This window comes from Streptomyces sp. NPDC058198 (assembly GCF_042882605.1).
In the GTDB taxonomy this organism is placed as follows: Bacteria; Actinomycetota; Actinomycetes; order Streptomycetales; family Streptomycetaceae; genus Streptomyces.
In genome coordinates this window covers 1,684,444-1,704,977 of sequence record NZ_JBHVVP010000001.1, presented here as the reverse complement: position 1 = coordinate 1,704,977, position 20,534 = coordinate 1,684,444, and the positions used below count along the sequence as shown (strand labels likewise).

18 protein-coding genes are annotated in these 20,534 nt (G+C 67.4%); 8 read left to right on the top strand and 10 right to left on the bottom strand.

Annotated elements, in window-relative coordinates:
• Positions 1 to 57 precede the first annotated feature (57 nt).
• The 4 genes from ACFVWW_RS07465 (at position 58) to ACFVWW_RS07450 (ending at position 5,873) form a co-directional block, all read left to right on the top strand.
• Positions 58 to 1,686, top strand: coding sequence for a prenyltransferase/squalene oxidase repeat-containing protein (locus ACFVWW_RS07465; protein ID WP_386876479.1), 1,629 nt, complete (start codon positions 58 to 60; stop codon positions 1,684 to 1,686).
• Positions 1,676 to 3,037 (top strand): cytochrome P450, encoded by a 1,362-nt coding sequence (locus ACFVWW_RS07460; RefSeq protein WP_386876477.1) that lies wholly within the window; start codon positions 1,676 to 1,678, stop codon positions 3,035 to 3,037. Before ACFVWW_RS07465 ends, ACFVWW_RS07460 begins: the two co-directional genes overlap by 11 nt.
• A gap of 44 nt (positions 3,038 to 3,081) precedes the next feature.
• Positions 3,082 to 4,023 (top strand): terpene synthase family protein, encoded by a 942-nt coding sequence (locus ACFVWW_RS07455; protein ID WP_386876475.1) that lies wholly within the window; start codon positions 3,082 to 3,084, stop codon positions 4,021 to 4,023.
• A 203-nt stretch (positions 4,024 to 4,226) separates the two neighbouring features.
• Positions 4,227 to 5,873: a thiamine pyrophosphate-binding protein gene (locus tag ACFVWW_RS07450; protein ID WP_386876473.1), complete on the top strand. Its 1,647-nt coding sequence runs from the start codon at positions 4,227 to 4,229 to the stop codon at positions 5,871 to 5,873.
• A 170-nt stretch (positions 5,874 to 6,043) separates the two neighbouring features.
• Here ACFVWW_RS07450 and ACFVWW_RS07445 read toward each other — a convergent pair whose 3' ends face one another.
• Positions 6,044 to 6,709, bottom strand: a complete 666-nt coding sequence (locus ACFVWW_RS07445; RefSeq protein WP_386876471.1) for a maleylpyruvate isomerase family mycothiol-dependent enzyme — start codon at positions 6,707 to 6,709, stop codon at positions 6,044 to 6,046.
• A gap of 281 nt (positions 6,710 to 6,990) precedes the next feature.
• Between ACFVWW_RS07445 and ACFVWW_RS07440 the strand changes: the two genes are divergently transcribed.
• Positions 6,991 to 8,526: a carboxylesterase/lipase family protein gene (locus ACFVWW_RS07440; RefSeq protein WP_386876469.1), complete on the top strand. Its 1,536-nt coding sequence runs from the start codon at positions 6,991 to 6,993 to the stop codon at positions 8,524 to 8,526.
• A gap of 107 nt (positions 8,527 to 8,633) precedes the next feature.
• Here ACFVWW_RS07440 and ACFVWW_RS07435 read toward each other — a convergent pair whose 3' ends face one another.
• From ACFVWW_RS07435 to ACFVWW_RS07425, 3 genes are all read right to left on the bottom strand, one after another.
• Complete coding sequence (locus ACFVWW_RS07435) at positions 8,634 to 9,023, bottom strand: PPOX class F420-dependent oxidoreductase (protein WP_386876467.1); 390 nt, start codon at positions 9,021 to 9,023, stop codon at positions 8,634 to 8,636.
• A gap of 61 nt (positions 9,024 to 9,084) precedes the next feature.
• On the bottom strand, positions 9,085 to 9,339 hold the full coding sequence (locus ACFVWW_RS07430; RefSeq protein ID WP_386876465.1) for a hypothetical protein: 255 nt from the start codon (positions 9,337 to 9,339) through the stop codon (positions 9,085 to 9,087).
• A gap of 111 nt (positions 9,340 to 9,450) precedes the next feature.
• Positions 9,451 to 9,846: a hypothetical protein gene (locus tag ACFVWW_RS07425; protein ID WP_386876463.1), complete on the bottom strand. Its 396-nt coding sequence runs from the start codon at positions 9,844 to 9,846 to the stop codon at positions 9,451 to 9,453.
• 586 nt (positions 9,847 to 10,432) lie between these two features.
• On the opposite strand from ACFVWW_RS07425, the gene ACFVWW_RS07420 reads away from it, so the two are divergent.
• Positions 10,433 to 11,362 (top strand): endo-beta-N-acetylglucosaminidase H, encoded by a 930-nt coding sequence (locus ACFVWW_RS07420; RefSeq protein WP_386876461.1) that lies wholly within the window; start codon positions 10,433 to 10,435, stop codon positions 11,360 to 11,362.
• 536 nt (positions 11,363 to 11,898) lie between these two features.
• Here the strand turns inward: ACFVWW_RS07420 and ACFVWW_RS07415 are convergent.
• Positions 11,899 to 13,479, bottom strand: a complete 1,581-nt coding sequence (locus ACFVWW_RS07415; protein ID WP_386876457.1) for a S8 family serine peptidase — start codon at positions 13,477 to 13,479, stop codon at positions 11,899 to 11,901.
• A 561-nt stretch (positions 13,480 to 14,040) separates the two neighbouring features.
• On the opposite strand from ACFVWW_RS07415, the gene ACFVWW_RS07410 reads away from it, so the two are divergent.
• Positions 14,041 to 14,547, top strand: a complete 507-nt coding sequence (locus tag ACFVWW_RS07410; protein ID WP_386876455.1) for a hypothetical protein — start codon at positions 14,041 to 14,043, stop codon at positions 14,545 to 14,547.
• Positions 14,548 to 14,614: 67 nt separating this feature from the next.
• Here the strand turns inward: ACFVWW_RS07410 and ACFVWW_RS07405 are convergent, their stop codons facing one another.
• Positions 14,615 to 15,889: a tyrosine-type recombinase/integrase gene (locus ACFVWW_RS07405; RefSeq protein WP_386876453.1), complete on the bottom strand. Its 1,275-nt coding sequence runs from the start codon at positions 15,887 to 15,889 to the stop codon at positions 14,615 to 14,617.
• A 419-nt stretch (positions 15,890 to 16,308) separates the two neighbouring features.
• Here ACFVWW_RS07405 and ACFVWW_RS07400 point away from each other — a divergent pair, with 419 nt between their 5' ends.
• Positions 16,309 to 16,542, top strand: coding sequence for a helix-turn-helix transcriptional regulator (locus tag ACFVWW_RS07400; RefSeq protein ID WP_386876451.1), 234 nt, complete (start codon positions 16,309 to 16,311; stop codon positions 16,540 to 16,542).
• A 159-nt stretch (positions 16,543 to 16,701) separates the two neighbouring features.
• Here ACFVWW_RS07400 and ACFVWW_RS07395 read toward each other — a convergent pair whose 3' ends face one another.
• The 4 genes from ACFVWW_RS07395 to ACFVWW_RS07380 form a co-directional block, all read right to left on the bottom strand.
• Positions 16,702 to 17,502, bottom strand: coding sequence for a hypothetical protein (locus ACFVWW_RS07395; protein WP_386876449.1), 801 nt, complete (start codon positions 17,500 to 17,502; stop codon positions 16,702 to 16,704).
• A gap of 155 nt (positions 17,503 to 17,657) precedes the next feature.
• Positions 17,658 to 18,311: a hypothetical protein gene (locus ACFVWW_RS07390; RefSeq protein ID WP_386876447.1), complete on the bottom strand. Its 654-nt coding sequence runs from the start codon at positions 18,309 to 18,311 to the stop codon at positions 17,658 to 17,660.
• 56 nt (positions 18,312 to 18,367) lie between these two features.
• On the bottom strand, positions 18,368 to 19,495 hold the full coding sequence (locus ACFVWW_RS07385; RefSeq protein ID WP_386876445.1) for a PD-(D/E)XK nuclease family protein: 1,128 nt from the start codon (positions 19,493 to 19,495) through the stop codon (positions 18,368 to 18,370).
• Positions 19,496 to 19,503: 8 nt separating this feature from the next.
• Entirely contained in the window at positions 19,504 to 20,265 is a 762-nt protein-coding gene (locus ACFVWW_RS07380; protein ID WP_386876443.1) for a hypothetical protein, read from the bottom strand.
• Positions 20,266 to 20,534: the final 269 nt, after the last annotated feature.

The following is a 20,534-nucleotide window of genomic DNA, read 5'->3' as shown; positions in this document are numbered from 1 at the left end:
GCCAGAACACCAGCCCTCGCAACCGTGAAGTGGAAAAAGCCCTTGAGTGATACGGCCGTGAGCACGACCTACGCCGAACAGGCCATCCGTCTGGTGGCCAGGACCGACCAGGACAGGTGGGGCAGCGTCCGCCCCTCCCTCTACGAGACGGCCCGGGTCATCTCGGCGGCGCCCTGGCTGCCCGGGGAGCCGCGCCGGATCACGTACCTGCTGGAAGAGCAGGCGTCCGACGGCAGTTGGGGTGAGGGGCCGCAGCCGTACCGGCTGCTGCCGACGCTCAGCGCGGTGGAAGCCGCGCTGGCGGTCCTGCGGCGGGGCGCCATGTCCGCCGAGGTCACCCAGCGGCTCGCGGGAGCGGTCAACCGCGGGCTCGCCGCACTGCGCGCCCTCCCGGCGGCGGGCCCGTGGCCCGACACCGCCGCTGCCGAGATCCTCGTCCCCGGCCTCGTCGCCAGGATCAATGAGCAGCTGGACCTGGCCGCCACCGACGGGATACCGGGTCTCGGGGAGTGGCGCCCCGGCGAGCGGGCGACGGTCCCGGACGGCTATCACGAGGCGGCGCCCGGGTACGTGGCGCAGCGGTACGGGTCGGCCGGCAGCCTTCCCGTCAAATTCCATCACACGTTTGAAGGCATAGCCGGGCACATTCCCGGGGAGCTGCCGTCCGACGCGCAGGGCCTCCTCGGCAGTTCGCCGGCCGCCACCGCCGCCCGCGCGGCGGCCTCGCGGACACCGGCCGCCATCGCCCGGGCCGTCGCGGACCTCGAGCCCGTGGCACAGCGCTACGGAGGCCTCTTTCCCGAGGCTGCCCCGATCCTCGTCTTCGAACGGCTGTGGGTCGCCGCCGCGCTCGCCCGCGTCCACCTGCCCTCCGCCACGCTGCCCGCCGTCCGGGGGTGGGCCGAGCAGCTCTACGATCCCCGAGGAGTGCGCGGCGCGCCCGGCCTCATGGTGGACGCCGACGACACCGCCATGGCCGTGCTGGTGGCCGCGCTCGTGGGCCGCCCGCGCGACCCCGCGCCGCTCGACCTGTTCCACAACGGCAGCCACTACGACTGCTACATCGGCGAGGACACCGGCTCGGTCACCGCCAACGCCCACGCCCTCCAGGCCCTGGACAGCTACCTGCGCCGGCACCCCGGAGAACAGCACACCTATGGCCCCAAGGCCGACAAGCTGTGCGACTGGCTGGTCGGCTGTCAGCAGCCCGAAGGACCGTGGCCCGACAAATGGCACGCCTCCCCGTACTACGCCACCGAGCGATGCGTGACCGCGCTCGCGCGGTACGACGGCGACCGTACGTCCCCGGCCGTCGACGCCGCCGCCGCGTGGACGCTGGACACCCAGCGCGAGGACGGCTCGTGGGGCGTGTGGGACGGCACCGTCGAGGAGACCGCGTACGCCGTGAAGATCCTGCTGGCTGCCGACACCCACACGGGGGAGCCGCGCCACGCCCGCGCGATGGACCGCGCCGAGGCGTATCTGGACGCCGCGTGGGCCCCCGGCCACCGGCACCCCGCCCTGTGGCACGACAAAACCCTGTACGCCCCCGCCGCGATGATCGAAGCGGAGGTCCTCGCCGCGCGAGAACTGCTGAGGACACGTCACACCAGAGCCGGAGCGGCCACCCCACGCGTACCCCGGACAACCGACCAGATGCGACAAGGACAGACACGTGACTGCTGACATACACGTTCCGCCGACCGCCCCCCGGCGGGTGCCGCTCATCGGACACGCCCTCCCCCTGCTCAGGAACCGGCTGGAGTACGTCCAACGCCTGCGCACCTACGGGCCCATCGTTCGCCTCGCCGTCGGCCCGAAGTCCATCACCGTGATCAACTCGCACGAGTTGCTCCAGGAGATGCTCACCCGCAAGTCCCAGCACTTCAACAAGGGACTGCTCTTCGACAAACTCAAGATCTTCGGTGGCGACCCCCTGCCGGTCGCGGAGGGACGACAGCACCTCAACCGGCGCCGCCTGATGCAGCCCGCGCTCCACCACAAGCAGGTCGGGGGCTACATCGCGACCATGCGGGACACCGCGGAACCCTCCGTCGCGGCCTGGCGCGACCAGGAAACCCTCGACGTGTGCAACGAAATGCAGCTCATGGCCCAAGGCGTCGTCATGGCCGCGCTGTTCTCCTCGAACCCGGATCGCGGCCCCGCGCAGACGATCCTCAACGGCGTCGACACGGTCTTCAAGGCCGCCCTGCGGCACGCCATGGTGCCCATCTCCGCCCTGGAACGGCTGCCGACCCCCGGCAACCGCAGGGCCTGGGCCGCCAACACCGTGCTGAGCAACGCCATCGAGGCCATCATCGCCGACCACCGGGCACACCCCGACGCCTACGAAGACCTGGTCTCGCTGCTCCTGACCGTCCAGGACGAAACCGGCGCGACACTGACTGACCAGGAAGTGATTGCGGAGGTCACTGCGCTGCTCGCCGCCGGCTCCGAGACCACCGCGGTCACCCTGGCCTGGCTGTTCCACGAACTGGGCCGCAACCCCGACCTGGAGCGCAGGCTCCACGAGGAAGTCGACTCCGTGCTCGCCGGAGAGCCGCTCGCCGCCGCGCACATTCCCCAGCTCGCCTTCACCCGCAGGCTCATCGACGAGACCCTGCGCCTGCACAACCCCGCCTGGATCCTGACGCGGCGGACCATCTCACCCGTACAGCTGGGGCAGTTCAGCCTGCCTGCGGACACGGACGTGATGTGGAGCCCCTACGCGATGCACCGGGATCCTGACCTGTTCCCCGATCCGCTGAGCTTCGACCCGGACCGCTGGCTCCCCGAGCGTCCTCAGCCACCGAGGGGGGCCTTCATGCCGTTCGGGGTCGGCAAACGGATGTGCATCGGCGATCAGTTCTCCGTGACCGAGGCAGTCGTGATCACGGCGCTCGTCGCGTCGCGCTGGCGCCTGCGGCCCACACCGGGCGCCACCGTCCGGCCGGTACCCGCGATCACCGTGCACCCCTCGTCCCTCGACATGATCGCCGAGGCCAGGGTCCGGGTGGGCGCGGGAAGCGCGGCATGAACGGTCCCGGCCGCACAGGCCCGTGGCCGCCCGCCACCCTGCCGATGCCCGATCTTCTGGGCTCCTTCCCCGGCCCCTTCCCGGCCAGCCCGTACGCCGACGACATCGAGCGGCAGACCACCGGCTGGCTCGACGACTTCCCGCTGATCGGCTCACCCGGCGGGCGGAAGGCCCTCTGCAACATCACGGGCCAGGGAATGGCCCGCACCTTCCCGACGGCCGACCGGGACGGTCTCTTCCTCTGCGCCGACCTTCTCCTGTGGCTCACGGCGTTCGACGACACGCACGGCGAGGCCGCGGGGGCCGAGGACCCGGCTCGTCTGGTCCGCCGGATCAGCGAATGCGTCCACCTTCTCGCCGGCCACGCTCTCGCCGGCCACGACGACCCGCCGAGCGCGCCCAGCGTTTTCGGCGCCGCGCTGGACCAGCTCCTGACCCGGTTCGGGGAACGGGCCACGCCCACCCAGTACCTGCGCCTCACCGCGCACCTGCGGGACAACCTCTTCGGCATCCTCTGGGAGGCCCATCATCTCGACGGACCCGACCACGTCACCCTGGACGACTACCGCGCGATGCGCCCGCACACCGTCTTCGTACGGACCGTCATGGCAGTCGCCGACATCACGCTTGGATACGAGCTGACCGAGCAGCAGCGGTCCTCGGCGGCGGTTCGGGAACTCGAAGCGGCCGTCGCCGACCTCGCGGGCTGGATCAACGACCTCGCCTCGTACCAGAAGGAGGCGGCCCACGACGGACCGAGCCCGCTCAGCTTGCCCACGCTCCTGATGCGGCAGCACGGGTGTGACCTCGAAGAGGCGTTCCGGCTGGCCTCCCGCATGTGCGAAGAACGAGCCGCCGTGGCCGGCCTCCGCATCACCGAACTGACCGCCGACGGCGACAGCCCGCTCGCCACGCACGCACGGGCGATCGAATCCCTCGCGTCCTCGTACGTCTGGCACATCGAACACGCCCGCTACCGGTCCTGACCGGCGCCGCCGCGCCCCCTCCTGACCGGCATTCGTGCCGGTCAGGAGGGCATACGGATGTGGCCGTGTCGACACAGCGACGTCTCAGCCCGGTGGTTATAGTCACGAGCGAACAGGGCCGAGTTACGCCGTTTCCCACGATTAGTCCGAGATCTGCAGCCTTCCGGTGCCCGACCAGCAATCCGACTGAGAGGAAGTCTCCGATGAAGGCGTTCCAAGCCGTGTCTGATGCGGTCGCTGCCGAAGGACTCGACCACCTCTTCGCCGTAATGGGTGACGCGAACCAGGACTTGATTGTGGACCTGGGCGAACGGCATGGTGTGAAGTTCGTCCATGCCCATCACGAGTCCGGTGCGGTGGGCATGGCCGACGGTTACGCGCGGTTCAGCGGAAAACCCGGCCTCGCCTCGGTCACCCAAGGGCCCGGCCTTACCAACGCGACGACTTCGTTGGTAGCGGCGCGGCTGCATCGGACCCCCCTTCTGGTGCTTGCCGGGCACTCTTCTCTCCGTGACCCGTACAACCCCCAAGGCATGGTGGACCAGCACGCACTCGCGAAACTCACGACCGAGGCCACCGTTCGGCTCGATTCGGTCCACAACGTCGACTACTGCCTTGGTGAGACGTTCCGTCAGGTCAAAGTGCGTAAAGGGCCGTTCATTCTGAACCTGCCCCAGGATATTCAGCAGACAGAGATGCCCGACACCGGCTGGGACTATCAGCCCATGTATAAGTCCGGAGCCCCCCAACCGCCGACTTCCCAGGACGTCGAAGAGGCGGTAAGGATTCTCTCCTCCGCCAAGCAGCCGAGCATTCTCTGCGGACTCGGCGCGGTGAACTCGAAAGCCCAGGCCGAGGTGCGCGGATTGGCCGAGCATCTCGGTGCGCCTGTCGCGGTCTCTCTTCTCGCATCGGGATTCTGTGCGGATTATCCGCTGTATCTCGGAATCAGCGGCGGACTGGGGTCCGACCTGACGGTGAACACACTCGCCGACAGTGACGTCATGGTGGTCGTCGGCGCGAGCCTGAACGAGTGGACCACCGACTTCGGCAAGATCATGGAGAACGGCAAGAAAATCATTCAGATCGACGACCGGCAGGACGCCTTCGGCTGGTTCGCGCGGGTCACGGTGGGCATAACCGCCGACGCGAAAACGGCTGTGGCGGCCCTGACGGACCGGCTCGGTGCGGCCTCGGCGTCGCGCCAGGCCGATGCGGGGCTCCGGCAACGTATCCAGGACAGCAAGCACGGGGACATCGACTACGCGGACGGGGATTCGTCGGATCCCCGCCGAGCCGCGGAGTATTTCGAAGACGCGCTGCCGAAGGACGACCGCATCCTGGTGGTGGACGGCGGCCATGTCGGCATGATCTACGCGAAGATGCTGACCGTACCGTGCGCCGAGAACTGGGGGCTCGGCTGGGACTTCGGCGCTATTGGCCAGGGACTGGCCACCGCCGTCGGAGCCTGCTTCGCGCGGCCGGGTGAGCGTGTCACGCACGTCACTGGAGACGTGTCGTTCATGATGAACGTCGCCGATTTCCAGACGGCCGTACGCCACAAACTGCCGCTCACGGTCGTCATCTTCAACGACAACGCGGGCGGCCAGGAAAAGCACGACCTGGTCCACAAGAAGCTGAACCCGTCGTACGCCGACACCCCCCAGCCCGACTTCGCGAAACTGGCGGCCGGCTTCGGCGCCAAGGGCTTCACCGTGCGCAACCCCGACGACTTCGGCGAGATCGACAAGGCACTGGCGGTCGAGGACGGTCCGGTCGTGATCGACGTGAGAATCAACGGTGATGTCGAACTGGCGGCCAGCTGGGAGATCGCGAAGCACCTCAGCTAGAAGAGCGTTCGATGCCGCCGCGCCCTGCCTGACCTGCGTTCTCCCAGGTCAGGCAGGGCACGGCATCTGCTGCCGGCTGGGAAAGAGGAACACAACCGCTGCCACCGAAAGGTCCGCGCCCGCGTCGAGCACACCTTCGCCTCACCCTCGCCGGGTGACCGGGACCGCCGTCACGCTGTTTCACAGCGCTCGCGGAGGCGTTCAACACCGTCGCCTTCCAGCTCTTCGAGGTACGCCGCGCGTCCGGTCATGGCCATCATCAGCGCCAAGGTCCTGCCGGACACGAGCGCCCCGGACCCGGTCCTGAAGGGACCGTCATCTGCGACCAGTCGCAGGCCACCGATGCGTCCTTTGGCAGGGACCACAAGATCCGATCCCTGGTAGTACTCAGCTACCCGTGTGACCGTCTCCATCGGGTAGTCGCGGCGAATGCCCAGCGGGCGCCGGATGTCCTCCGCATGCACGATTGTCTCGCCGAGCATGGCCGTGGCAGGGACGGGAGGCTTGGTTCTGCTGGGGACAACACGCCGGAACCGCTCAAGTGTCTCGGCCGGGGTTGCACCGAGCTGTTCGGCCAGTCTCATGGCTACCTGCTTGTCGAAGTCGAATCGGCAGCGGATCACACCCGCCAGCCAGCGCACCGAATTGAGACTCGCCGACGCGGTGAGGTGCGCCAGCACCTCGCGCACGGTCAATTCGCTGCACAGTGAGGCCGTCGCCCACTGATCGTCAGACAAACCTTCAAGATCGGCTACCAGTGCCGCTCGCTCAGCGTGGATCAGTGGCCAGACTCCCGCCCCCGGGCTGCGATCTGCTGCCAGTTCCGAACCAGTCATGTGGACGGCCTCCTGATACGAGTCGTGCCCCGCACCGCACCGGAGCACGTGGGTGCCCGGCAGGGCATTCGATGAAGAGACTCTCACCCCTGGAAAAAAGTCATCGCCACGGGACACTCCTTCTCAACCGAATGACGGCCGACGAAGTCCGGGACGGCGGATACCCGGCTCCAGCAGCCCAAGCCATCCGTAAATCGCTGGCGCGGCATCCCACCCGTGGTGGACTATCTGCGGGTCCGGGGCCGCCGCGTGCCCTCTCCTCCCGCTTGAGGGAAGTTGTGATGACCGTTTCCGAGTCCCAGCCATCCGGGCCCCGACCCGAAGTCCGCGCGGTGGCCGGGAAGCTGCGCGGCGCCCGGGAGGCGGGTGTGGCGGTCTTCCGCGGCATCCCGTTCGCCGAGCCCCCGGTCGGCGCGTTGCGCTTCGCCGCGCCGCGACCGGTACGGGGCTGGAGCGGAGTGCGGGAGGCCCTCTCGTACGGCCCGCCGCCCCCGCAGGGCGGGCATTTCGGCGCGGACGCGGCGTCGCAGGACGCGGGCGACGACTGGCTGACGGTCAACGTCTGGTCGCCCGAACCCGACCCGGACGCGGCACTGCCGGTGATGGTGTGGATCCAGGGCGGCGGTTACATGATCGGCATGTCCGGCCTCCCCGAGTACGACGGTGGCCGGCTCGCGCGGGACGGTGGCGTCGTCGTGGTGACGTTCAACTACCGCGTGGGTATTGAGGGCTTCGCGCAGATCGAGGGCGCTCCTTCCAACCGGGCTCTGCTCGACCAGGTCGCGGCTCTCGAGTGGGTGCGCGACAACATCCGGGCTTTCGGCGGCGACCCTGACCAGGTCACGCTTTTCGGCGAGTCAGCGGGTGGAGGATCGGTCGCCGCGCTGCTGGCCATGCCGCGGGCAGCCGGGCTCTTCCGCCGGGCCGTCGCACAGAGCGTGCCGGGCACGTTCTTCTCGCCGGAGCTTGCCGCGGACATCACTGCCGCCTGCGCCGCCGAGCTGGGACTGCGGCCCACGGTGGCCGACCTGTCCAGCGTTGCCCCACGCCAACTGTCCGCCGCCGCTGACACGGTCAGCGCCAAGATGGACCAGTGGGCAGAACGCTGGGGGCAGCCCGCGCACAGAACAATCCTCTTCTCTCCCGTCGTCGACGGCGAGGTCCTGGCTGTCACACCGTGGCAGGCTTTGACCGACGGCGCCGGCCGCGACATCGAACTCCTCGTCGGCCACACTCGCGACGAGCAGCGCCTGTTCACCGCCATCAGCGGTCTGCTCGGTGAGGTCAGCGAGGAGCAGGCGGCGAACGCCCTCCATGTCTTCGCACCCGGCCCGGACGGAGCCCGCCGCTACCGTGACGCCTTCCCGGCAGCGGGCCCGGACGAGCTGTACGAACTGGTCCATTCCGATTGGCTGTTCCGCATGCCGTCGCTCCACCTCGCCGAGGCCCAGACAGCTGCCGGCGGCCGTGCGCATGTCTACGAGCTGACCTGGCCGGCCCCCGGAATGGGCGGCGCCTTCGGCGCCTGCCACGGCCTCGATGTACCACTCGTCTTCGGCAACCTGGACCGCGGCCAGCCTGCCATGCTGATCGGTGAAACGCCTTCACCCGAGGCTGAGGCCCTGTCCGCCCGGATGCGCGCCGCATGGACTTCGTTCGCCACCCACGGCGACCCCGGCTGGCCCGCCTACGACTCCGATCAACGCCTCGTTCAGCGCTTCGACACCCCGTCGGCTGTCACCGCCTACCCGGAAGAGCCCTCCCGCCTGATCTGGCAGAGCCACACTTTCCCCGTGCTGCCGCTGATCTGCCAGTAGCGCGTTGTGCCTCGCAGGAGGCCAGGCTGTCTGTAGGTCCTCGCCCAGGTCACAAGCTGTCCGGCATGGGCGGAGTCTGCTCCATGCCTCGCACCGGTACCGCCCGGTCAGTCGAGGGTGATCCGGATGCCGACGGTCCCGTCCAGGCCCCGCCGCAGGCGGCTGCCCAGGAGCGTGAGTCTTCCCGGCAGCCCGTACTTGCGGCCCAGGAGACTGCGGTAGTGCCGAGTCTGCCCGCCGTCGAGGATCTCTGCCTGTCCCGGGACCGGCTCGCCCGAGGGGTTGCCCCGTATGTCGCAGGCAGAGACCAGAACGTCGGCGCGGTTGCGGATCCGCTTGACCTTGCCGGAGGCGGCGACCGTCCAGATACCGAGGGCGTCACCGTCACGGATCACCCATACCGGGGTCGGGACCTCTCTGCCGTCCCGACGGAAGGTGGTGATCAGGACGTATTTGCCCGATGCGAGAAGTTCGAGGTCCGCTTGACCATCTGCCATGGCGAAAGGCTATGCCACGGACCGGGCGCCCAACCCTGGGCCTTCTCGGCACGGGCCCGGCTCAGGGCGGCGGCCTCGGTCGCCGCAGCCTGGCGGCGGCGCTGCGTACGGACCGCGTCGAGCGGGCCGGCTCGACGTCCGGTACGGTCCCGGGCTCGGGGAACGCGTGGCGACTGAGCGCGCGCAGCACGCGGGTCTGCCGTTCCACCGCTTCCGCGATGCCCGGGTCGGCGCTACGGACGGGCGCGGCGGCCGCATGCGCGGCGAGCGCCCGGCGGTAGCCCTCGCACGCGTTCACCCGAGTACTGCCCGCCACCCCGCGCCCGGCGGTACCCCTGACCGACTCGCCGGCTTCGAAGGCTGAGTGTGTGCTGCTGAAGTCCAAGTGCCTCGGCTGTCAGCCGAGCGGGGCACCGACTGACGCTGGCTATGTGTAGATACGCCACCACCGGTCCGCCTCCACGCGAGCCAGTTCGGCGTCGTACTGACAGGCTTCAAAGTGGAACTCCAGTGGCGGGTCCTCCAAGGATGGAACCCGCCAGTCCGACCACTGCACGATGTCGCCGATTCGCTGTACGACCACGGACAGGAAACCGCAGCAGCCACCTGTGCACACGGGTTCGCCCAGCTCCACACGCCGCGGCATGCCTGTCGCACGGAGGGGACTGCGACGGCCGGCAGGCAACACGTCATTGGCCAACGGGCCGCAGCCCCCTTCGCCAACCGCCCCTGCCACCACTTCCTCACCGTTGACCCAGAAGCGCAGATGGACACCGAACCGGGGCCCCGGCGGCAGCACACTGATCTCCAAGCGATCGAACACCAGGCCACCCTACGGCGAGTGCCGGCGCGGATTCCGCAGCCGCCGTCCCGGGAGCATGACTTCCACGCCCTGCGTCACTTCTACGTCTCCGAGGAACTGGAGGCCGGTGAATCTGTCGTCTCCCTGGCGCGCCGGCTGGGTCACTCCGACCCCGGGTTCACCTTGCGGAAGTACTCCCATTCCTACCCCGGGCGGGCGGACGAGGCACCGCCGCCGTTGACGCGATCTTCGCCCAGCCGCAGCCCGGACGGCGGCGGGCCCGGACGGAGGTCCGCAGGGGCCGCGGCTCAGACGCGAAGTGCCGGTGATGCGGGCGGGCGTGATGGGTTCGCGCTCCTCGCCCGGCTTCCGACACGGCCTGGATTCCGGAGGGCCGGCCGATCTCCCTCGGGAGCATGTGGACCGTGGAACTGGACGCACCAACTCCCTTGTTCAGATGGCGGGTTGGGGTGGAACGTACGTGGAACTCGTGAGAGTTCGTACAAGGTTCTCGGGATTCGGTCACGGGAGCGGAAACCTTGGAGCGCACACTCGGCACTTTCGAACAGGCCGGGCGCCGGCCCATGCGATGGGAGACCGATCAACGATGTTCACTCTGGTACGGAGCAGAGTGCGGACGGCCGCGCTCGCGCTCTCGGCCGTCGCCGCCCTCGCCTTCGGCACGACAGCCACGACCGGCGCGGTAGCTGCCCCCGCTCCCGCGCCCGCTCCCGCGAAACAGGGGCCGACCTCGGTGGCGTACGTCGAGGTGAACAACAACAGCATACTCAACGTCGGCAAGTACACCCTCGCCAGCGGCGGCGGCAACGCCTTCGATGTCGCCGTGATCTTCGCGGCGAACATCAACTACGACACGGGCACGAAGGCGGCGTATCTGCATTTCAACGAGAACGTGCAGCGCGTCCTCGACAACGCCGCCACGGAGGTACGGCCGTTGCAGCAGAAGGGCATCAAGGTCGTCCTCTCGGTGCTCGGCAACCACCAGGGCGCGGGCTTCGCCAACTTCCCGACTCAGCAAGCGGCTTCGGCGTTCGCCAAACAACTGTCGGACACCGTGGCCAAGTACGGCCTCGACGGCATCGACTTCGACGACGAGTACGCCGAGTACGGCAACAACGGCACCGGCCAGCCCAACGACAGCTCGTTCGTCCACCTGGTGACTGCGCTGCGCGCGAACATGCCGGACAAGATCATCAGCCTCTACAACATCGGCCCGGCCGCGTCGCGGCTCTCCTACGGCGGCGTCGACCTCTCGTCCAAGTTCGACTACGCCTGGAACCCGTACTACGGCAGCTGGCAGGTCCCCGGCATCGCACTGCCCAAGTCGAAGCTGTCGCCGGCGGCCGTCGAGATCGGCCGGACCTCACAGAGCACGGCCGCCGACCTCGCCCGCCGCACCGTCAGCGAGGGGTACGGCGTCTATCTGACGTACAACCTCGACGGCGCCGATCGCAGCGCCGACGTCTCCGCGTTCACCAGGCAGCTGTACGGCAGTGACGCCGTCTACACGCCGTAAGGCGACCGTACGCCCCGGCGCGCGGTGCTCCCTCGGGGTTTGCCGCATCCCGTAGGGCCGCGATCTGTGCAGGCCGCGCCTTCGACAACGATGTCGGAAGCGCGGTCGCACGAGGAGATCGAGGCTGCGCGCAAGCGTTGGACGGAGAGCACCCGCATCCGCGAGGTGTGACCTTAGCTGCGCCCTGCACCGGACCGGCGAGGGGGCGCAGTTGTGCCTGCTGTTGGTCGCTTCTGGGAGATCGCGGGCCGTTGGTTCCGCCGTCGAGGGTGCGGCCTGGTATCGAAGTCGGCGACGGCGTCCTGGGACGTCTTCGTTGCCTCGGCCGCGCTCGGCGCAGTCCACCCTGAACCGGCGCGATGCCTGATGGACCGTGCGGTCCATCAGGCATCGGCCATTTCCGCAGGACGGTGAAGCGCTGATCCAGGAGGTCGGCACACTCGTGGACGCCGGGCCTCTGCAGACCGGCACAACTCGCACGTCACCGCGATGACTCCGCCCCGGTCAGATCCCCTGCCGGGACGGAATCCTCTCTTCTAGAACTGGAGCGCCCAGGAGTCGATGTACCCGGTGTCGGCCGTGGCGTTGTCGGTCACCCGCAGCTTCCACGTGCCGTTGGCCACCTCCGAGGAGGCGTTCACCGAGTAGACGGTGTTGATGTTGTCCGCGCTGCCGCCGGTGCCGAACGCCTTGAGCGTGTAGGCGGAGCCGTCGGGGGCGATCAGCTGGATCTGAAGGTCACCGGTGTAGGTGTGCACGATGTTCACGGGCACACTCAGCGAGGCCGGGGCGTTGCCCGCGACACCGCTCACGGTGACCGGCGACTCCACGGTGGCGTTGTCGCTGATCGTGTAGTTGGCGGTGTTCTCGAACTTCGCGCCGGGCGGGGTGACCGTGCCGCCGGGCACGTTGAGCAGGCGGTTCGGCGAACCGCTGCCGGGGTTGGAGACAACGCCGGTGCTGGCCAGGGAGATCAGGCCCGAGGAGACCTGGGCCGGTGTGGCCGTCGGATTGGCCGCCAGGTACAGGGCCGCGGCGCCCGCCACATGCGGGGTCGCCATCGACGTACCCGAAATGGTGTTGGTGGCGCTGTCGCTGGTGTTCCACGACGACGTGATCGACGAACCCGGCGCGAAGATGTCCAGCACCGTGCCGGTGTTCGAGAAGCTGGAGCGGGCGTCGGTGGAGGTCGTCGAGCCGACCGTGATGGCCTCGGTGACCCGGGCGGGCGAGTAGCTGGAGGCGTTCAGGCCGTCGTTGCCGGCGGCGACCGCGAAGGTCACACCGGCCGCGATGGCGTTGCGGACCGCCGTGTCGAGCGCGCTGTCCGCGCCACCGCCGAGCGACATGTTGGCAACGGCCGGCTTGACGGCGTTCCGCGCCACCCAGTCGATGCCCGCGACGACGCCCGCCGTGGTGCCCGAGCCGTTGTTGTCGAGGACACGCACGGCGACGATCTTCGCCTTCTTGGCGACACCGTACGAGGTGCCGGCGACGGTGCCGGCGACATGCGTGCCGTGGCCGTTGCCGTCCTGGGCGACGTTGTCGTTGTCGACGGCGTCGTAACCGTTGGAGGCGCGTCCGCCGAAGTCGCTGTGCGTGATCCGCACGCCGGTGTCGATGATGTACGCCGTGACGCCCTGGCCCGCGGAGTCGGGGTAGGTGTACCTGCTGTCGAGCGGGAGGTTCTTCTGGTCGATCCGGTCCAGACCCCAGGACGGCGGGTTGGTCTGGGTCGCGTCGGCGTGGAAGGTCCGGTTCTGGACGACGGAGGCGACCGACGGGTCGGCGGCGAACTTCTTCGCCTGCGCCTCGGAGAGGTTCACCGCGTAGCCGTTGAGGGCCTTGGTGTAGGTCCTCTCGATCTTGGCCCCGTACTCCTTGGCCAACGCCTTGCCGGAGGCCGAGCCGGCCTTGGCGGCGGAGCCGTGGAAGGTGACGATGTAGCTGTTGGCTATAGAGCCGGCGGCGCCGGCGTACTGGATCTGGCCCTCCGGCTGCTGGGAGGCAGCGCTCGCGGGGAGCGCGGAGACCGCGCCGAGTACGAGCGCCGAGGCGGCGGCCGTACCGATTCCGGCAAGACCGAGTCTTCGCCGGGCGTGACGCATTGCTGCCATGTGAGAGTCTCCTCAAGAGGTGGTGCGCTGATGGTGGGGTGGGGCCGAGGCGCGGGGAGGCAGCGCACGCCACTGGGGGCCGCTCGCTGTGCTTCGCATCCTCCGTAGTCCGATTACGACAGGAGCATGTCAATCGGAAATACAGGGCTGATCGGACAGTTCCAGGTGGGGTGCCAACTCGGTGCGCCAGCCGAAAGATTGATGGTTCCGCAGGAATTCCACAAGAGGTCGCGGGAGACGTAACACACCCGCCACAGAGTCAACACGGTGTCAATCCAGGCGCAACATCACCAAATGAGAGACTCTGTCGGGGATCTAGAGAGTCCCAGGCGGAAGGGGCCCGGGTGGCCCGGGCGAGCAATCCCCGGGGTGCGACCGCGATGTGGGTACGGGACCGGCTGGACGGCCTGTGGCACGACGAGGACTTCGACGCCCGGTACCCCCGGGACGGGCGGCCCGGCCTGACTGGGCTCTGCGCTACGGGCGGCAGCCCAGTACGGGGCTCCGACGTCGGGGTCCGCAGACGTCACGCTCGTCGGGGTGGCGTACGAGGGGGCGGAGGTGACCTTCGACGTCGCCGGCGCGAGCTGCATCACCACCGGAAGGGGCATCTTCCTCAAGGACTACATCGCGACGCACTGGTGGCCGACCCAGAGCGGAGAGCCGTCCACCATCGAGCGCATCGAGCAGCGGGTGCGCCGGCACATCCTTCCGTATCTCGGTGCCCAGCAGCTGAATGGCGTGGGCACGGAGACGCTGCGCAACTGGAAGAAGCGGCTCGCCGACTCGCACGCAATCCGTGCCGCTCCAGCACGGTCGGTCCGCCGGCTGCCGCATCCGGCAGGGTCGATGCGTGGGCGCCCGAGCGTGTGCCGGCCGCGCGGCAATGGCGGAACGGTGCCGTACTCCCACTTCCTACCTCGGGCGGGCGCACGGGCTCAGACGCACAGTGCCAGAGAAGTCCCACGGATGCCGCCGCGCCCCTGCCTGACCTGTGTTCTCGCAGGTCAGGCAGGGGCGCGATATTCGTCGGTCAGATGTCCCGGAACTCATAGACAAAGCTTCTGACCTGCGCAAACGCCCCCTCCCGAAGATCATCTTGCACGGTAGTTGCACAAGCCGAACGGAGCAGGAGTCACGCGGCCCTGGTGTAGGCGCTCCGGACCGCGACGCGGACCTTGGAACCGGCTCCCACGACCCAGTGCACGTATTTACGCAGGGTAAACGCAGGATCGGCGTGTCCGAGTCGGTCCGCGAGCGTGTACACGTCTACCCCGCCGTTGATCATCATCGACGCGTACAGGTGTCGGAGCGCGTGCATCATCACGTCGCGGGACTTCTCCCAGCGTCGTCCCTTCGCGCCGGGCTCAAGGGGCTTGATGAGGCCGGCCGACGCCAGGGCGGGCTTCCAGCGGTAGGAGTTGAACCAATTCGACTGAATGGCGGTCTTCTCCCGGGTGTAGAAGATCAGCCGCACCGTGACCGGGTCGCCGCCTTTGCTGCCCCACGGTCGGGTCACCTCGACCGGCGGGTACTTCTGCATGTGCTCGCGCAGGGGAATGGCCACGTCGTCGGTCAGCTCGACCCACCGGTCCTTCGGGTCCTCGTCGTCTCCGCCCTTGGGGAGGGCGTATACGAGGAACGAGCCGTCGTGGACTACTTGCCGTTGCACGTGCACCATGGCGCCGTCTGGATGCGCCCAGTCGATATCTTCTGGTGACAGGCCGAATATCTCTCCTTGCCGAAGACCCAGGCCGCGACCACAGTCAACAAGTGCTTTGTAGCGGTCGGGAAGTTCGGCACGGATCTTCTCGGTGTCCTCCCACGTTAGGGTCAGCTCTGCCCGGCCGCCACCTCCTCGCTTCGGCTTGGCGTCCTGCACCGATTTGGCGAGGCACGGATTTTTGTGTATCAGGCTGTCGTCCACGGCCAGGTCAAAGACAGCCCGAAGATTGTCGAAGACCAGGCGCAGCGTGGAACTTTCGAGCAGCCTGCGACGGTCGTGCAGCCAGTCCAGCAAAGACGAGGCGTTCACGTCCTTTACGCGCATCTTCCCGACTGCGGTAGGAACGACGTGCAGGAAAATTCGCTCCTTGTGGCGTCGGTAAGTTCGTGGATTCTTGTATTCGTGCCCCTTGAGCCATGTAAGGGCGAGTTCACCGACCCTGACCTCTCCGGCGCGAGGGTTGATATATGAACCGTCGTCCACTCCGGACCGCATCTTGGTCTCATGCCTGCGGGCTTCGACCTCGGTGCGGAACAGCTCCGTCTGCTGGACATCTTCCCGGTTGCGCCATCGAGCCTGCCACCGCTTCCCCGTCCCGTGATCCCGCGTCGGAACTTTGCCGTGTTCCTTGCAGGTCGACTCCCCGTCTTTCGGGCGTGACTTGTGCCAGCGGTCGTACGGCATCGACTCAACTCCTAGGTTCCAACGGCCCTTTGAGTCTATTTGTGGACTCTTTTGAAGCAGGGCCATCGTCGACGGCGAGATTGTCTGCCCGTTCATCGCGCCCCTGTGTGAATTGGATGTTGATCCAGGAGAGCTGAAGATGTCAAATGCATTCTTGGGGTCTTCGCGACAAAGGGCGCAGAGTGGTAGAGAAGATTTCACCTAGACGAATGCTCGCTGAGGGTTCGACGAGGGCTCGACGAGGGCTCAGCGAAGATTCGCCTGTGTCCTTCGAGAGTTCGCAAGAGTCGTAGGCATTTCGTCGAAAGGCCCTCTGTTTGGTCCGGCCGGAATTCAATGCAAACGTTCGGCCCACCACCACGGCGGAGTACCGCTCACGTGGGTCTTTCCTGCCCGCTTCGAACCGTTTTGGAGTGCCCATGCGTCGAACCACTGCCCGTGCGGAAGAAGCCGCCAGTGGCGCGGGGGACCGTTGTCCCTTGATGAGCGCGGAGGAGCTGGCCGACTTCCTGGGCGTACCTCTGAATACGGTCTACATATGGAATCACCGACACCAGGGGCCGCGAGCCCACAAGGTCGGCCGCTATTTGCGCTACCGCTGGCTGGAGGTAGAGGCATGGCTGGAAGCTCAAGCGGTGAATCGCGCGACCTGATCGGCCAAGATTGGCTGGTGCCCTTGTCCTTGGTCGGGCGACAGAACCCGGCGTACAGCCCGACTCGCCTGACGCCACCAGCGGCTTTGCCTTGGAGAAGGCCTCCGACGCAGGTCGGAGGCCCCTTCTAGTGACGCGCCATCCTGAAACGGCACGGCCCTACGCCCGGTCGCGCCTCAGAGTCGTCTCGCTGAGCCCGAGGGCCATGCTGCCCATGAGCTGACGAGCGAAGTCCTCCAGAATCGAGGGGTTGGTAGCGAGGAACTCCATGACCCGCTCGGTTCGCTGCTCAGGCGAAAGCTCTTTCAGATCCTGCTGCCATGCCAGGGTGGCAGCACCCCCATCCTCGACCTCGGCATTCACGATGAGGCTCCAGAGCGCCTGCTGGGCGTCCTCACGAGCGAGCCAAGTCATGAACATCTGCTGGAACTGCTGGCTCGTCACAGTGACCTTCGGGTCGCTGGGCGCGGTGGCCAGATCTTGGGAAGGCGCGTCCGCCTCGACCCCCGGGACGGCAGCAGGAGGTGTCGTCGTGGCCCCGGCCCGCAAGGCCTTCTTCTGGGCTCTGCGGGCCTGTTGCTTCAGCACCAAGGCTTCGCCCTTGGCAACGAGGACCGGCGCGACCCGGGTGTGCCACCAGTGGGCAACGTGAGGTTTTGCGATTTCTACGAGACCCTCGATGATCTGGCCCGTGATGTCAGCCACGGCCTGTTGGCCGGGGGTGAGCTGAGGACGCTGATCCTCCACGTACTCGGTGACGTAGACGATCTCGGGCTTTTCTGTGAAACCTGACTCCTTTTCGGCCTTCAGGCGGATCTCGACGTGCTCCGGTCCCTTGTCACTCGTCTTGGGAGTGAACCCACGGCTCCAGCCTTTGCTCTTCCGCGAGTCGGCGAGGTGCTCGCCCTTGGGGATACGAACAACTGCGTCGACCTCGTCGTACTCCTGGTCCTCGGCCATGCGTCCTCGTCAGTGCTCGGGTCTTCCTCGGCGCTCGGTCGACGAGGAAGTCGCGGTAGTAGAACCTCACTCATGACCGTAGCTGCAGCGTCCGACGATTTGGCAGGTTCGGCGAGCATCGCATCAGCCGCCACAGAGCCGCAGGTCCAAGGTTGTCACCAGTCCCCTTGCCGGATCCGCTCGTCGGACACGATCCCGTAGACGTACCGCCCAGAACGTTCGGGGCATCGTGGAATCTCCGACGGCCCCGCGATCGGCCATGCCTCCAGCGCTGACCTGATCTCGTGCCACTGCACGTTGCGCCGGCTCTCGACGATGACCAGGGTGTAGTGGTTGGTCCGGTAGGTGAAGGGCTTGCCGGTCTTCGTGTAGAAGACCTCGCCCTGGTGCTCCTCGATCCGAGGCCTCGCCGTCTCCATGTTGGGACCGACCGGCACCGGCTCGGGCGGAGGTGGCGGCGGCACTGGATGCCCTGCCCACCGGAGCCGTTCCTCCGGCGTTGGCTCCCGGTTACTCCGATGCCAGGATGCGCTCCCCGGCACGGTGGTCGAGGTGACTGCCAGCTCTGTTCCGTCCGGCAGCGCCCCACGGCCAGGCTCTCGGTAGGGCTCCGTAATCCTGATGTCACGCCGCTCATAGCCGAGCCTGCTGGCAACTGACTTCAGGGTCCCCATCTGAGTGTTCCCGACGTACGACCACTGGTCCTCGCTCGCATCGTCCGAGAACTCCACGACGCCGACCAGGTAGACCCCGTTCTCGTTCGGGTCGCCGAAGAGCTGCCGCAAGCGGTCGGGTCCAAAGTCGCCCATCATCTATCCGTCCACCCCTGCATCGCCGCTGTCAGATTCTCCGTCGATCAATGCGATCACAGTCTCCCTTGCGGCTGAGTCGCGTGCTGTGCCATCCGGGACCCGATCACAGCCACCCTGCTGAGTACCTCGGTGGCTTCCTTGAGTGTGGTTGAGGGCAGCAGCACGAAGCGCGCGCCGAACTCGACTTCACCGCTGAGCTTGGCCTGCTTCTCGCCGTAGCCAGCGCCGAGGAACGCTGGAGCACCGAGCGCCTTGAGTCTAGCCACGCCATCCTTCTCCCACTGCAAGGTCTTGCGCGGCGGATGGGGTCTCCACGGAATCCAGTCCTCTCGGGCGAGGTACTCCTGCCAGAGCAGCGCCAGGTGATCCCAGTCGAAGGCCTTGGAGGAGGTGACTCGCTGCTGCACGAGGAAGAAGCGGAAGTCGACCCCGTGAAGCCCGCTGCTGTCGACGAGCTTGCCAACCTCCTGAGTCGGCAAGCTCTCGGTGGCGTCCCAACGGACGGTGTAGCCGCTGCCCGGAATCGGGGCGTCCACGATCGCGACGTACAGGCCACCGGAGCCGATCTCCCGGATGGCCTTCGATGAGCCGCCGGGCAAGGCGACGTTGTCGTACATATAGGCAGCACGAAGCCGGAGGGCGAGGTACAGGTCGATACCGTCGATCTGATTCCAGATTGTGTGGCCATCCACCTCCGGCACCTGGGACTGGATGTGGCTCGTCCAGGCTGGCGCGGTCGTCGCGGCCCACGGTACCGGGGACGAGGCGAAGGGAGCGATGAGCTCCTCCCAGGTGAGGTTCTGCCAGTCCTGGGCATGGGTGGTGTCGAGACGGATGCGCTGAAGCGAGACCGCCACGAACCGGCAGTCGTCTCGGTCCTCCTCGGCGACGTATCTGTAGTACCGCTCCAACTGTTCAATTCCGAGGCCGGCAAGCAGCTTCACTTCGACGACAGCGACAACCTGACCGTTCGCCTCCACCACCAGGTCGGGGCGATCCGATGCCTTCCGGCCCCGCGACTTCGAGACCTCCCGACGGATCTGGAGCGGGCCAACAGCGTCGATGCCGAGGACGGAGCGGGTGATCGCCTGGTCGGCATTCATGAGGGTGGCGAGCAGATCGCTCCACGCGTTCTCGCTGTTGATCGAGAGCAGGAAGCGAAGGTCCGGAAGACTGCTCACTCGCTGCCCTATCCCAGCTCCGCGTCGATGTTGAGCACGCGGATCCTGGACTGCGACTGCGCGAGGAGCACCGCAGCGTTCTCGGCAAGGCGACGGGCGGACTTGAGCCGCAGGTCCAGCTCGACATCGTCACCCCAGCGGACTGACGTTGCGATGGCGAATGCGATCGAACCACCGGACTCCAAGTGGCCGACGATCTCCTTGTGGATGCGGCGGCTGGTGCGCTGACTAGAGCGATCCGTCTTGGCGTTGCGGTAGTTGCTGGCTCGCCTGGCCAGCTCCACGGACTCCCCGATGTAGAGCACGCGGATGCCGTCGTCGTCCACACCGAAATCGTAGCGGTAGAGCCCTGGCGCTCGCGGGAGTCCGGGAAACCTCGGCAGGCCGGCTTCGTCCAGCGTGATCGGGCCGGCGCTCAGCCACGAGAACGCAACGCGGACGTCGAGTGCCTCCAGTTCCTTGAGCTGGGACTCGTCGAAAGGCCCACGACGAGACGCGCCGGTCAGCCGCGGGATTGAGCCGCTCTCGGTGGCCGAGGATCCGGCACCGATCAAGAACCCGAGGTTCTGCAGCCACCGCCGAGAGGCATGCGACTGAAACCGGCTGCGTTTGGCACCTGTCGCAAGGGAGATGACCTGCTTGACCGGCCAATGCACACCATCTACTTCGACCCAGTACTCGCGGATCTCCTCGGGCACGTGACCAGCGAGACGCCTACGAACAAGGGTGGGCGTCAGCTCGAAGGATTCGCCATCGAGGGTGAACTGCATGGAACGGAGGTTAGCTTCAATCGTTCATGAGTTCTCATCAGTTCGCTGACGGGGACGCTGTGCGTGTGGGGTGCGGCTTTCCGGGGGTGAGGCCGCTCCTCCCGGACGACCAGCCGCATCCCTCTGGGCCAGGTGCCCAGGTCGGGCATATCGGTGATCTCCGCGGCCCAGGCGCCGGGCCGTTCGGTGCCGCCGGGGTATTCGGGCTGGCGTCCACGCCTTCTTAGGGATCTTCAGTACGGCCTGGTGGATGGCGTCGGTGATGGTCA

Bases quoted from the DNA above. Each gene is read 5' to 3' on its own strand.
- ACFVWW_RS07455 (WP_386876475.1), top strand. From the start codon at position 3,082: ATGCCCGATCTTCTGGGCTCCTTCCCCGGCCCCTTCCCGGCCAGCCCG.
- ACFVWW_RS07450 (WP_386876473.1), top strand. From the start codon at position 4,227: ATGAAGGCGTTCCAAGCCGTGTCTGATGCGGTCGCTGCCGAAGGACTC.
- ACFVWW_RS07445 (WP_386876471.1), bottom strand. From the start codon at position 6,709: ATGACTGGTTCGGAACTGGCAGCAGATCGCAGCCCGGGGGCGGGAGTC.
- ACFVWW_RS07440 (WP_386876469.1), top strand. From the start codon at position 6,991: ATGACCGTTTCCGAGTCCCAGCCATCCGGGCCCCGACCCGAAGTCCGC.
- ACFVWW_RS07435 (WP_386876467.1), bottom strand. From the start codon at position 9,023: ATGGCAGATGGTCAAGCGGACCTCGAACTTCTCGCATCGGGCAAATAC.
- ACFVWW_RS07420 (WP_386876461.1), top strand. From the start codon at position 10,433: ATGTTCACTCTGGTACGGAGCAGAGTGCGGACGGCCGCGCTCGCGCTC.
- ACFVWW_RS07415 (WP_386876457.1), bottom strand. From the start codon at position 13,479: ATGGCAGCAATGCGTCACGCCCGGCGAAGACTCGGTCTTGCCGGAATC.
- ACFVWW_RS07405 (WP_386876453.1), bottom strand. From the start codon at position 15,889: ATGCCGTACGACCGCTGGCACAAGTCACGCCCGAAAGACGGGGAGTCG.
- ACFVWW_RS07400 (WP_386876451.1), top strand. From the start codon at position 16,309: ATGCGTCGAACCACTGCCCGTGCGGAAGAAGCCGCCAGTGGCGCGGGG.
- ACFVWW_RS07395 (WP_386876449.1), bottom strand. From the start codon at position 17,502: ATGGCCGAGGACCAGGAGTACGACGAGGTCGACGCAGTTGTTCGTATC.
- ACFVWW_RS07390 (WP_386876447.1), bottom strand. From the start codon at position 18,311: ATGGGCGACTTTGGACCCGACCGCTTGCGGCAGCTCTTCGGCGACCCG.
- ACFVWW_RS07380 (WP_386876443.1), bottom strand. From the start codon at position 20,265: ATGCAGTTCACCCTCGATGGCGAATCCTTCGAGCTGACGCCCACCCTT.